The sequence below is a fragment of the Mesorhizobium sp. CNPSo 4671 genome (genome assembly GCF_057784245.1).
Genome location: NZ_JBWLUW010000004.1, coordinates 223,201 through 235,849, shown reverse-complemented (window position 1 = coordinate 235,849; position 12,649 = coordinate 223,201). Strand labels below are relative to the sequence as shown.

12 protein-coding genes are annotated in these 12,649 nt (G+C 63.1%); 7 read left to right on the top strand and 5 right to left on the bottom strand.

What is annotated here, in order from left to right:
* Window positions 1-26 precede the first annotated feature (26 nt).
* Complete coding sequence (locus tag AC04SF_RS13215) at window positions 27-392, bottom strand: hypothetical protein (RefSeq protein ID WP_488478157.1); 366 nt, start codon at window positions 390-392, stop codon at window positions 27-29.
* Window positions 393-624: 232 nt separating this feature from the next.
* Here AC04SF_RS13215 and AC04SF_RS13210 point away from each other — a divergent pair, with 232 nt between their 5' ends.
* Window positions 625-1,368 carry a hypothetical protein gene (locus AC04SF_RS13210; protein WP_488478156.1) on the top strand — a complete coding sequence of 248 codons (744 nt, stop codon included), beginning with the start codon at window positions 625-627 and terminating at the stop codon, window positions 1,366-1,368.
* A gap of 112 nt (window positions 1,369-1,480) precedes the next feature.
* Here the strand turns inward: AC04SF_RS13210 and AC04SF_RS13205 are convergent, their stop codons facing one another.
* The gene (locus AC04SF_RS13205; protein ID WP_488478155.1) at window positions 1,481-2,614 is read right to left on the bottom strand and encodes a LacI family DNA-binding transcriptional regulator; all 1,134 of its coding nucleotides are present in this window, start codon (window positions 2,612-2,614) and stop codon (window positions 1,481-1,483) included.
* Window positions 2,615-3,221: 607 nt separating this feature from the next.
* On the opposite strand from AC04SF_RS13205, the gene AC04SF_RS13200 reads away from it, so the two are divergent.
* The 6 genes from AC04SF_RS13200 to AC04SF_RS13175 all read left to right on the top strand — a co-directional run bounded on the left by AC04SF_RS13200 (window position 3,222) and on the right by AC04SF_RS13175 (window position 9,506).
* Window positions 3,222-4,184 (top strand): sugar-binding protein, encoded by a 963-nt coding sequence (locus tag AC04SF_RS13200; protein WP_096452609.1) that lies wholly within the window; start codon window positions 3,222-3,224, stop codon window positions 4,182-4,184.
* A 115-nt stretch (window positions 4,185-4,299) separates the two neighbouring features.
* Entirely contained in the window at window positions 4,300-5,838 is a 1,539-nt protein-coding gene (locus AC04SF_RS13195) for a sugar ABC transporter ATP-binding protein (RefSeq protein ID WP_488478597.1), read from the top strand.
* Between the two features lie 60 nt (window positions 5,839-5,898).
* A complete protein-coding gene (locus tag AC04SF_RS13190) occupies window positions 5,899-6,894 on the top strand; it encodes an ABC transporter permease (protein WP_488478154.1) in 996 nt (331 codons plus the stop codon).
* A gap of 62 nt (window positions 6,895-6,956) precedes the next feature.
* Window positions 6,957-7,757, top strand: coding sequence for an SDR family NAD(P)-dependent oxidoreductase (locus AC04SF_RS13185; RefSeq protein ID WP_488478153.1), 801 nt, complete (start codon window positions 6,957-6,959; stop codon window positions 7,755-7,757).
* Entirely contained in the window at window positions 7,754-8,344 is a 591-nt protein-coding gene (locus tag AC04SF_RS13180) for an SDR family oxidoreductase (RefSeq protein ID WP_488478152.1), read from the top strand. Before AC04SF_RS13185 ends, AC04SF_RS13180 begins: the two co-directional genes overlap by 4 nt.
* Before the next feature lie 130 nt (window positions 8,345-8,474).
* Window positions 8,475-9,506 carry a substrate-binding domain-containing protein gene (locus AC04SF_RS13175; RefSeq protein ID WP_488478151.1) on the top strand — a complete coding sequence of 344 codons (1,032 nt, stop codon included), beginning with the start codon at window positions 8,475-8,477 and terminating at the stop codon, window positions 9,504-9,506.
* Window positions 9,507-9,615: 109 nt separating this feature from the next.
* Here the strand turns inward: AC04SF_RS13175 and AC04SF_RS13170 are convergent, their stop codons facing one another.
* From AC04SF_RS13170 to AC04SF_RS13160, 3 genes are read right to left on the bottom strand one after another with little or no spacing between them, the layout of a single operon-like run.
* Window positions 9,616-10,803: a mandelate racemase/muconate lactonizing enzyme family protein gene (locus AC04SF_RS13170; protein WP_488478150.1), complete on the bottom strand. Its 1,188-nt coding sequence runs from the start codon at window positions 10,801-10,803 to the stop codon at window positions 9,616-9,618.
* 8 nt (window positions 10,804-10,811) lie between these two features.
* Window positions 10,812-11,801 carry a transketolase family protein gene (locus AC04SF_RS13165; RefSeq protein WP_488478149.1) on the bottom strand — a complete coding sequence of 330 codons (990 nt, stop codon included), beginning with the start codon at window positions 11,799-11,801 and terminating at the stop codon, window positions 10,812-10,814.
* A complete protein-coding gene (locus tag AC04SF_RS13160; protein WP_488478148.1) occupies window positions 11,798-12,646 on the bottom strand; it encodes a transketolase in 849 nt (282 codons plus the stop codon). The genes AC04SF_RS13165 and AC04SF_RS13160 overlap by 4 nt, the downstream gene beginning before the upstream one ends.
* Window positions 12,647-12,649 lie beyond the last annotated feature (3 nt).

The window sequence follows — 12,649 nt, the reverse complement described above, 5'->3', positions numbered from 1 at the left end:
GTTGCTGCAGCAGGCCCACCAAGTTCCTAGTCACATGAGCCGTCCAGCGTTATATCGCCGTGGATGTGGTATTTTTTGTCCTTATCGATGAAAATTGTGAAGATTTGGCTTGGCGCACCCTCAACAACGAGTTTTCCGCCCTGTCGAGCCGGCTTTTTAATGACGGCGATTGCGATCTCTTTCCCCAAAGTCTCGATCTTTGACTGTGTCGGATGACTGGCCTCACCCCCGGACCATTCGAAAGACTTAGCTTTTGTATCGACTGAAAAATTCTCTGCAAGTTCATCAGTTCCACGGTCTCCGACCCAGCACTGGAGCGTGAGGGCGCGGGCTGGAGTGCAGATCGCGGAGCACCCAACTACAAGCGATAAAACCGTCAACCGAAATTTCATGTCCCCCCCCTCCGAGATAATGCTTATGAGCGAGAACTTATCCCTCGGTTTTTATTTGCGCAATCCATGCCGTTGGTAGATGAAAAATCGCACAGTGCTGTGTGGCCTTCTTATTGGTCAATTCGCCATTCCGAATACCACCTTCGCCCCAAGGTACCGAATAGATGGGCGACCAGCAATCTCCGAATGATGTAGAGCGCTTGCGGCGCTCTTGAAGGTATAATAGTCTGCATTGGGCAACCTGATCTTTATGGAGGAGCAAATGGCATTCTCTAAGGTTCTTTGGGTCGTCAACTACAACAACATCAACGACTTCGTGAAGGCTGCGGGTGACTGCGGCGCCACTGATGTCGCCATCCGGTCGGACAACGATGTTGAAACCGCGATCAACGCATTTACGAAGAAAGGTATCGGCGTTTACTCCTGGCGTTGGCCAAGTGCGAACAAGGACCCTGCCATGAAGGAGGCTAAAAAAATCGTCGGCCTGTTCGGGAAGGGCCTCAAAGGATATTATGTTGACCCTGAAGGGGATCACGGAAAGCCTTGGGATTGGGATCAGACCGGGCTCGCAACGCTGGCGAAAGACTTCTGCGCGGCAATCAAAAGCGCGCCAGGTGCCAAACTCGGAGTGACGTCGCACTATCGGGCGGACAAGGTATTTCCTCATTTGCCCTGGAAAGAATTTTTTGCGGCGGCCGATGTACTGCTGCCTCAATCATATTGGCGTGTAACTGGCGGCGTGGTTGGCCATGGCATTCCTGATGACAACTATAATCAGGGAATTGCATTCTGGAAGGCGGCTGGTGGCAAGGTGAATCTCATTCACCCCATGGCTGGTGAAATCGACAAAGTTACAGTGGCCGAGATCAACAAATATGCCGCTGCCGCCAAATCAAACGGCATCGACGAGCTTCATTTTTACACTTGGGTGCCGAGCGTAAAAGCGTCCGTGATGAATGCCATCAAGGCCTTATAGCCGGCCTGTCCTGATTGGTTTGCATCCGTCCGGAACGTTGGCGCGTTGCGGACAGGCCCGTTGGCCAAGCTGATGGTTGGCGGATAGGGGCGCCGGCTCGCGGGCGGACGCTCTAACTCACCGAAGCTTCGCGGGCACTTGCGGACGAGCCCGCCACCGGCCTTACACTCTCCCGTTCCACCAGCGGGCACTCCAGCTTGGTGATCGGATACCGCCCGCGCCCGGGCGCCGTCGGCGCTTCGAGCTGTTCGATCGCCCATTGGCCCATCGCCATATGCGGCAGGATCGAGGTGGTCAGCGGCGGGAAGAGGTGCCGGGCGATTTCCTCGTCGTCGTAGCCGACCACCGAAATGTCCTGCGGAATGTGCAGGCCGGCTTCCTTCAGCGCTTCGTAGCAGCCGATCGCGGTGCGGTCGTTCTGGCAGAAGATCGCCGTCGGGCGGTCTTTCAGGGCGAGCAGCTTCACCGTCGCGGCATAGCCGGCGCTGGCCGACCAGTCGCCCTCGACCACCAGCTCCGGGTCGAAGGGGATGTCGGCGGTGGCGAGCGCGCGGCGGTAGCCTTTGAGGCGGTCCTGTGCCGCCTGCATCCAGGGCTCGCCGGTGATGGTGGCGATGCGGCGGTGGCCGTGGCTGATCAGATGCCTTGTCGAGCTCTGGCCGCCGGCGATCTCGGAAGGCACCACGGCGGGGAAGGCGTAGTCGGCCGTATAGCAATTGAGCAGGATCACCGGAATGTCGAGGCCGTAGAGGAAGTCGGGCGCCGTGATCTCGCGGGTGAAGATGGTCATGTAGATCAGCGCCGAAATGCCCCGCCTGGTCAGCGCCTGGATGGCGCGCGGCTCCATCACCGCGTCGCCCATGGTCTGCGCCACCAGCAGCACATTGCCGGCATTCCACGAGGCCTGGCGCGCGCCTTCGATCGCCACCACCGCCTCCGGGCTGGTCGCCAGCTGGTCGACGGCAAAGCCGATCACCCCGTCCAGCCCGTCAAAGGCGGCAACCGGTTTGCGCAGCGCGGAGAAGGCGGGCGCGCTGTAGCCCAGCGCCCTCGCGGCCTCGATCACCCGTTCGCGGGTCTGCTGCGACAGTTTTATGCCGGGCGAATTGTTGAGCACAAAGGAAACGGTCGCCTGCGAACAGCCGGCGGCCCGGGCGATATCGGTCATCGTGACGCGCCCCTTGGGCTTTGCCGGCGCCTTGCGGCGCTTGACCGTGTCGATGGCCGTATCCCTGGTCTCGCTCATGGCAGTCCTGTCCCCAATCCCGGCCTGTCTAGCGGCAGCCTGCTTGCCCGACAAGATGGCGCGGCGGCGTCGATTTATAGAAACTGTCGTTACGTTTATACATATTAGTAGGCGCGTGGTCCATCAATCATAAGGCTCCGAATGTGCAGGGAAAGCTTTGACTGCCGGGCTTTGAGTGCCGTCCAGTCATGGCATGGGTTCGTCAACCATCGTCCGTGGTGGCGCCACGGCGTGCTCGGATGTCGGCTCAAAACTAATAGTGTTTACTAATACAAAAATGCGCTGTAACGTCAATCCGTCGCTCCCGGCCTCTTGGGTTCCGGGGCGGCGGGAAAGCGAACGTCGATGGCCCGATGGCGAGCGGATATTGCCTCCGCGAGCCTTGTAGCAGATATGTGATATGTCAGACAAATCGGACTATTTACGAGCGGAGAATGAGTCTCTAAAGTCCGTGACCGTGGCTGGAGCGAGGCCATTCTTGTGAGTGCCGGGAAACCCTGAGGAGGAGGGGGGTATCCAAGCCGCGAACGGCAAATTCAGGTGAGCAGGCAATTCTAGTGAGCAAGACCGGTCAGCCCGACGGCTGGACCATAAAGGGAGGTTGAACATGAAATCCTTGATACGCAATGCATCCGTGGCCGCTGCGGCCCTGGTTGTCGGCCTGACGGCGACGGCCATCGCGCGCGCCGACGACAAGCCGACGCTGGCCTTCGTCGTCAACGGCGCTTCCGATTTCTGGAAAGCGGCCGAAGCCGGCGTCAAGAAGGCGCAGGGCGAACTGCCCGACTACAATCTCGAACTCAAATATCCCGAGCAGTCGTCGGTCGCCATCCAGCAGCGGCTGATGGACGATCTGGTGACGGCCGGCGTCAAGGGCATCATGGTCTCGGCCGTCGATCCCAAGACCTCCACCGATGGCCTGAACAAGATCGCCTCGCAAACCGCGCTGTTCACCACCGACAGCGACGCGCCGCAGACCAAGCGCGTCGCCTACATCGGCTCGTCCAATGTCGACGCCGGCAAGCAGGCGGCCGAAATTGCCAAGAAGGCGATGCCCAATGGCGGCAAGTGCCTCGGCTTCGTCGGCCTGCTCGGCGCCGACAATGCCAAGGAGCGCATCCAGGGCATGAAGGATGGTCTCGCCGGCACCAAGATCGAGCTTGTCGACGTGCGCGGCGACGATATCGACCAGGCGCGCGCCAAGAAGAATGTCGAGGACGCGCTGGTCGCCAGCCCCGACGTCACCTGCATGGTCGGCTTCTATTCCTACAACACGCCGCGCATCTATGAAGCGCTGCGCGATGCCGGCAAGCTCGGCTCGATCACGGTCGTCGGCTTCGATGACGATCCGATCACGCTGGGCGGCGTCAAGGAAGGCACCGTTGCCGCCACCGTCGTGCAGCAGCCCTTCGAATGGGCCTATCAGGGCATGAAGCTGATGGCTGCCTACCTAAAGGGCGACAAGTCGGGCATCCCGGCCAACGGCCTGATCATCATCCCCACCAAGATCATCGGCAAGGATGATGTCGACGCCTATGCCGCCAATCTCAAGGCGATGTCCGGCAAGTAAGACCACAGGCAGTTCAGCCGGCTCAACATCGCTTGAGCCGGCTGCGCGCATTGACGAACCCTTCGAGGATCGTCAGTCTGCCGGAAAGCCGGCCCGCTAACTGCTGTCAGGCATGATGAACTATTCCGATACATCCATCGTAGCGACCACACCGTTCCTCAGCCTCGAGAACGTGCGCAAGACCTATCCGGGCGTCGTCGCGCTGGATGGCTTCTCGATGGAGGTCAGGCCTGGCGAGGTCATCGGCCTCGTCGGCGAGAACGGCGCCGGCAAGTCGACCCTGATGAAGATCCTCGGCGGCGTCACCACGCCGGACACCGGCACCATCACCGTCGACGGCACCGCCCACAACAGCTTGACCGTCGAAGGCAGCCTGGGCTCGGGCATCGCCTTCGTCCACCAGGAACTCAATCTGTTCGAGAATCTCGACGTCGCCGCCAACATCTTCTTCGGCCGCGAGCCGCTGCGCGCCGGGCCGCTCAAGCTTGTCGACCGCACGAAGCTGCGGGAAATGGTGGCGCCGCTCTTGAAGCGCGTCGGTGCCAATTTCTCCGCCGACACCCAGGTCGCCGCCCTGTCGCTCGCCCAGCAGCAGATGGTCGAGATCGCCAAGGCGCTGTCGATCAAGGCACGGCTGGTCATCCTCGACGAGCCGACATCGAGCCTGCCGATCGCGGAGACCGACAAACTGCTCGACGTCATCAAGGCGCTGAAGGCCGACGGCATCAGCGTCATCTTCATTTCGCACCGCCTGCACGAGGTCGAGCGTGTCGCCGACCGCGTCGTCGTGCTGCGCGACGGCATGCTGGCCGGCACGCTGGGCAAGCGCGACATCGGCCACGACCAGATGGTCAAGCTGATGATCGGCCGCATGCTGAAGGAGCGCGAGAAGGCCTCCGAAGCCGCACGCGCGCCCGGCGCCGTGGCCCTTGCGGCCAAGGCAATCCGCACCCCCACCTATCCCAGCCGGCCTGTCGATCTCGATGTCCGGCGCGGCGAGATCCTCGGCCTTGCCGGTCTGGTCGGTTCCGGCCGCACCGAGCTGGCTCGCGTGTTCTTCGGCATAGACGGCAGCCTTGGCGGCACGATCGAACTCGACGGCAAGACGCTTGTGCTGGGTTCGGCCGCCGATGCCGTCGCGCACGGCATCTTCCTGGTGCCGGAAGACCGCAAGCTGACCGGCATCCTGCTCGATTTGTCGATCGCGCAGAATATTTCGCTGCCCAATCTGCCGGCGCATGCCAGGCGCTCGCTGGTGTCGGCAAGCGCCGAAACGGCAACCGCCGAGAAGCAGAAGAAGGATCTCGGCATCAAGGCGCCTTCGGTTCAGACGCGCACCGGCACGCTGTCGGGCGGCAACCAGCAGAAGGTCGTGCTCGGCAAATGGCTGGCCATGAACCCGAAGGTGATGATCCTCGACGAGCCGACGCGCGGCATCGACATCGGCGCCAAGGCCGAAATCTACGGGCTGATGCGCGCGCTGGCCGATGCCGGCGTCGCCGTGCTGATGATCTCCAGCGACATGGAAGAGGTGATCGGCGTGTCCGATCGCATCGCCGTCATGCATGAGGGCCAGATCTCGGGCATTCTCGACAAGGACCAGTTCAGCCAGGAGAATGTGCTGCTCTTGGCGGTGGGCAAGCAGCCGAAATAGTTTTTGCGCTGGGGTCGCGAGACCGCGCAACCTGCTCAGGCAGGCATTGGGGAGAAGACGATGAGCAAGAAAGATCTCGGCCTGCTGATCCTGATCCTGGTGGTCGGGGCGATCGTTGCGATCATCAATCCGCGCTTCCTCTTGCCGATCAACCTTGCCAACACCTCGAACCTGATCGGCCTGTTCGGCATCCTGTCGATCGGCCAGGCCTTCGTCATCATCACCGGCGGCATCGAACTGTCGGTCGGCTCGGTGGTGGCGCTGCTGGGAACGCTGTTCATCGACTTCATCGCCGTGCGCGAGCTGGACTGGCCGCTGGCCTTCGTGCTGATCATCGTGCTTGGCGCCATCATCGGCCTGGTGCATGGCTGGCTGATCACGCGGCTGAAGCTGCAGCCCTTCGTCGTCACCTTGTGCGGACTCTTGATCTATCGCGGCGTCGCCCGCTTCTACACCGCCGACGGCACCGCCGGCTTCGCCTTCGGCCAGAATTTTCCCGACCTCGAATTCCTCACCGCAGGCCGGTCCTATGGCGTGCCCAACAGCTTCATCGCGCTGATCGTCATTGCCATCGTCATGTGGGTGGTGCTGCATCGCTCGGTGTTCGGCCGCTATCTCTACGCCATCGGCAAGAATGAGGAGGCGGCGAAATATTCCGGCATCCGCACCGGCCGCATCGTCATGGCCGCCTATGTCATCTGCGGCGTGCTGACGGCGCTGTCGGCGATCTATTTCGCCATGTACACGCGCTCGATCTCGCCGGCCAGCCACGGCCAGTTCTATGAACTCTACGCCATTGCCGCGGCCGTGCTCGGCGGCTTCTCGCTGCGCGGCGGCGAGGGTTCGCTGATCGGCGTCATCCTCGGCACCGTGCTGCTGCAGGAGCTGCAGAACCTCGTCAATCTGCTCGGCATCCCGTCCTCTCTCAATTTCGCGGTGATGGGCGGCGTCATCCTCATCGGCGTGCTGGTCGACCAGCAATGGGGCGTGTTCCGGGCCAGGCGATTGATGGTCGATGCCGCTCGCAAGAACGTTGCCGGCGCACCGGCGGAATAACCGCGGGGGTGACGCTGCCGCTTGCCCGACTCCTATAGATATTATAATAGCATAACCCGGCAATGCTCGGGGGTGGACGGTACATGCGCTGCGATTTGCGAGGCAAGGTAGCGATGGTCACCGGGGCCGCGGGGGCCATTGGCAGTTCCATCGCCAGGCGCCTGTCCGACAATGGCGCCGCGGTCGTCGTCGCCGACATCAATGGCGAGGGCGCAAGCGAGGTGGCGGCCGGGTTGACCGATGCCATGGCCTGCGCCACCGACATCCGTGACGCCGCCTCGGTCGACGGCGCCATCGCCGCGATCATGCAGCGCTACGGCCGCCTCGACATCCTGATCAACAATGCCGGCGTCAACACGCTGGCGCACCGCGTCACCCTGGACGAATTTCCGCCCGAGGAATGGGACCGCATCACCGGCATCGACCTCGACGGCCTCTACATCATGAGCCGCGCGGCATTGAAGCCCATGCTCGCCGCCGGCAAAGGCGGGCGCATCGTCAACATCGCCTCGGTGGTCGGGCTTGCGGCGATGCGGCTGCAGAGCCCGTTCGTCGCCGCCAAGGCCGGCATCATCCATCTGACACGATCGATGGCGATCGAACTCGGCGGCAAGGGCATCCTGACCAATGCCATTGCCCCGGGCTCGGTGATGACGGCACTGACCGCCAAGCTGTTTTACGGCGAGGACGGCAAATTCGCCGGCCGCACGCAGGAATTCCTCGCCCATGTGCCGCTCGGCCGTCCGGCCGAGCCGCGGGAGATCGCTGAGGCGGTGCTGTTCCTGGCCTCGCCGGCCGCCAGCTATGTCAACGGCCAGGTGCTGGCCGTCGATGGCGGCTGGACGGCGGGATACATGATGTGAGCAACGCGATGGAAATCGATCTCAATGGCGCCGCGGTGGCTCTCGATGGCGAGACCAACCCGATCGTCGACGCGGCGTTCACCGCGCTGCGTGCCAATGGCGGCACATTTGTCGAAGCAACTGATACCGCCGACATTCTGCTGATGTCCAATCCGCTGCGCCCGGGAACGACGGCGCAGGATCCCCGCTGCCAGCATGCCGATGCGCGCAAGGCGGCCTTGGCCATGGCCGAGCGCGGCGGCGGACGCATTGTCTTCCTGATCTCGGCCACCGCCGGCATGCCGATGCGCCGCCATCCGCGCTTTTCCATGGAAAATGCCTCGATCCTGGCCGGCATGCGTACGCTGGCCATGGAGTTCGGCCCGAAGGTGCTGGTCAATGCCGTTGGCTTCGGCGCGGTCGAGGATGGAACCATGGTTTCGGGCGACAAGGCGATGCTCAGCCACACGCCGGTCGGGCGCGCCGGCTGCATTGAGGAAGCGGTCGCGGCCGTGCTGTTCTTCTGTGATCCGCTCAACACCTACACGACGGGCCAGATGCTGAGCGTCGACGGTGGATGGACGGCAGGTTATGGGCGTAATTTCTGAACTCGTGATGCTCGCTATCCCTGCCGGGTCCGTCGCTGGAAACCGTCCGCCACAACAGCTATGAATGGCCGCTTACGGCGCGATAGGCAGAACATTGCCTTGCTGGATCGCGCTTTCTTGGAGCACGGTGATGACCGACAGACCGCCGGCGGGTGAGAAGAAGCGGCAGCGTCTTGGCGTCCGCGAGATCGCCAAGCGGGTCGGCGTCGCGCCGATGACGGTGTCGCGTGCGCTCTCCAATCCCGACATGGTCTCGCCGGAGACGCGCGCCAAGGTGCTCGAGGCGATAGAGCAGGCCGGTTTCGTGCCGAATCGCTTGGCCTCCAGCATGCGCGGCCATGGCCGCATGATCGGCACGGTGGTGCCGCCGCTGATCAATTCGGGCATCGCCGAACAGGTGCAAGGCATGTCCGACGAATGCCATGAGAGCGGCTATTCGATGCTGCTGGTGCAAGGCGAATTCACGCAGGAGGCCGAGGAGCATTCGATCCGCAATCTGCTCGGCTGGCGTCCGGTCGGCATGATCCTGCAGAGCTTCGTCCAAAGCGAGACCGCGCGTGCGCTTCTGAAGAGCAGCGGCGCGCCGGTGGTCGAAATATCGGAGATTAAGGGCCGCAAGCCGATCGACATGGTGGTCGGCGTCTCCAACTTCGAGACCGCCTATGCCATGACCATGCATCTCGCCGCCAAGGGCTACAAGCGCATCGGCTTCGTCTCGACGCCGATCCACGGCAATGACCGGCTGCAGCAGCGCCGCACCGGCTATCATGCCGCACTCACCGAACTCGGCATCAAGAACCATGCCGATATGGAGGTCGAGGTGCCGATCACCGCTCAGGGCGGCGCCGAGGCGTTGATCACGCTGACCTCCCGCCACAGGGATATCGATGCCATCTTCTTTTCCAGCGACACGCTGGCCGTCGGCGCCGTCCAGGAGTGCCATCGCCGGCGCTGGGCGGTGCCGGGCAAGATCGCCATCGCCGGCTATGGCGACATGGATCTCGCCGCGCAGCTTTTTCCGCCGCTGACCACGGTCAAGGTCAACCGCTACGAAATGGGCCGGCGCGCCGTGCGGCAATTGCTGGCAAGGCTCGGCGGCGACACCAAGGTGCCGACCATTACCAGCCTCGGCTTCGAGATCGTCGACCGCGAGAGTGCTTGACAATCTCCTTGTTGGCCGCAGCCTTCCTCAGCTTCGTCATCCTAGGGTCTGCGCCGCGTCGCTTCGCTCCTTGCTCCGCCCTAGGATGACGACGAAGGGGGAGCATCGGCTAGTTTAAGGACGTCGTCTTCCCCGTCTCTTCCCGCCGCCCGAGCCGCTTTTCCCAACCCTCCGCATGGACGTTGAGATAGGCGTTGGGATCATAGGGGTGTTCCCTGATCGCCTCGATGTTGAGATCGATGCCGAGCCCCGGCGCGTCCGGCAGCGACAGATGGCCGTTGTCCGGGTTGACGGTCGGGTGCCAGGTCACGAGGTCGCGCGTCCAAGAGTCGTTGAAGGCGTCGAAATGCTCCTGGATCAGGAAGTTCGGCACCGCCGCGGCCAGTTGCAGGCACACCGCCGTCGCCACCGGTCCGCCGCTCTGGTGCGGCGCGATGTGGCTGCCATGGGCGAACGCCAGATTGGCCACCTGCATGGACGGTGCAATGCCGCCGAGCGACATCGGCTCGGGCTGGAAGATGTTGACGCCGCCGCCGGCGGCCAGCGTGTAGAACTGGCCGACCGTGTCGTACATTTCGCCGGTCGCCACCGGGATCGGTGAGCGATGCGCCACTTCGTGCACCGTCTCCTGCCGGTCGCGCGAGGTCGGCTCCTCCCACCAGTAGATGTCGAGATCGGCGAATTTTTGCGCTGCCTGCAGGGCGGCGATCTCGGTGAAGCGGGCATGCACATCGATCAGGATCCGCGTGTCCCCAGGCAGTTCATCACGCAGTTTCCGGCAGATCGCATAGGAAAGCTCCAGTTCCTCGCGCGAGATAAAACCTTGCGCCGTGCCGAATGGGTCGAGCTTGAATGCCCTAAAACCTTTGGCCAGCACCGCCTTGGCGGCTTCGAGAAAGGCTTCGGGCGTACGCTCGGTGCGGTACCATCCATTGGCGTAGCCGAGCACGCTGTCGCGCACCTGGCCACCGAGCAGCTGGTGGATCGGCACGCCGAGGCTCTTGCCCAGAATATCCCAGCAGGCGACCTCGACCGCCGCGATGACAGTGCGGTGGATATGGCCGCCATCGAGCGAGACGCTGTCCAGCATGCGCTTGGCCAGCGCATTGATGCGGCACGGATCCTGGCCGATGGCGAGATGCTTGAGCTCGTGCACGCCGGCTTCGGTGGTCTTGATGAAGCCGTTCAACGTGCCTTCGCCGATCCCATGGATGCCCTTGTCGGTATGCACTTTGACGAACAGCCAGTTCTTCCAGCCGGCGCCGACGGCAAAGGTCTCGATTTCGGTGATCTTCATGCGAAACTCTAGCTTAAACCAGTAATTGTCGCGATGACGGCCTCGGCCGTCAGGCCGTATTTCGCTTGCAAGGTCGGCACCGCGCCGCATTCGATATAGCGGTCGGGCAAGCCGATGCGGGTGACTTTCCTGGCGATGCCGGCATCGAACAAGGTCTCGACGACAAGGCTCGCCAGACCGCCCACCACGACGTGGTTTTCCGCCGTGACGATATGGCTGAAGCCGGCGGCAAATTCGGCCACCGCCTCAGCGTCGAACGGTTTTATCGTCGGCACATGCAGCACGCCGGCGGCGATGCCTTGTCTGCGCAACGCGTCCGCCGCGTCCAGCGCGCGTTCGGTCATGAAGCCGGTCGAGATGATGCCGACATCGGAGCCGTCACGAAACTGTCGCGCCTTGCCGATTTCGAAACGATAGCCGGCTTCAAATACCACCGGCACGGAACCGCGCAGCAGCCGCATGTAGACCGGCCCGCGATGCGCGGCGATTGCTTCGGTCGCGGCCTCGATCTCGGTGGCATCGCAAGGATCGATGATGGTCAGGCCGGGGATCATGCGCATCAGCGCAAGGTCCTCGATCGCCTGATGCGTGCCGCCATAGCCGGTGGTCAGGCCCGGCAGGCCGGCGACAATCTTGACGTCGAGGTTGGAGTGGGCGAGCGCGATGGCGACGAAATCATAGGCACGCCGTGTCGCGAACACGCCATAGGTGGTGGCGAACGGCACCTTGCCGATGCGCGCCAGCCCGGCGGCAACAGCGACGAGGTTCTGTTCGGCCATGCCGACATTGAAGAAGCGCTCCGGGAAAGCGTCGCGGAACGGCAATATGTCGGTGTATTTGCCGAGATCGGCGGTCAGCCCGACAATGTCGGGACGGCTCTGGCCAAGCCGCGCCAGTGCCCGGCCGAAAGGCGCCTCCACGCTCCGCCGGCTGCCGCCAACCACTTCGTCCTGGCCCATGGCCAGCGTGCGCCCGGCCTCCGTCGCCGCGCCGCTCATTGGACTGCTCCCACGGTCTTTTCGAACTCGGCGATGATGCCGTCCCACTGCGCCACGTCGATACGGAAGAAGTGCGATTTCTCAGAGGTTTCGATGCGCGGCACGCCTTTGCCCGGCAGCGTGCGCAGCACGATCGCTTTCGGCTTGCCGTTGCGTTCGCGTGCATCGGCCAGCGCATCGATCACCGCTCTCATTTCGTTGCCGTCGATCTCCGATGTCTGCCATCCGAAGGCGCGCCATTTGTCGGCCACCGGTTCCATGTCTAGCACCACCGGCCCATCGGCCTGGATGCCGTTGCAGTCGATCAGCGCCACCAGCCCGTCGAGCTTGAAGTGACTGGCCGACATCGCCGCTTCCCAGGTCGAGCCTTCCTGCATCTCGCCATCGGACAGTTCGACGAAGACGCGCGCGTCGGACTTGTCGAGGCGCAAGCCCAGCGCCTGGCCGACGCCCTGTCCCAGTCCATGGCCGAGCGAGCCGCCGATGACCTCGACGCCGGGCGTGGTGTCGAGCGTCGACATTTCCAGCCGGCTGTTGTCGGCGCCGTAGGTGATCAGTTCCTCGACCGGAACGATGCCGGCCTCGGCCAGCGCTGCCCACAGCGCAATGGAATAGTGTCCGGTCGAGAGCAGGAAGCGGTCTCGGTCGGCCCACGCCAGATTGTGCGGGTCGTAACGCAGTTCGTGGAAATAGAGCGCGGCCAGCGCATCGGCGATGCCGAGGCCTTGGCCGATATAGCCCTGGCCCTGGCCGCGCGCCATGGTCAGCATGTGGCGGCGCAGCCGTATCGCCTTGCGTTCGAGCGCGCCGATATCGGCTGTGCCGGGAGGAGAGTTTCGCAGCATCGG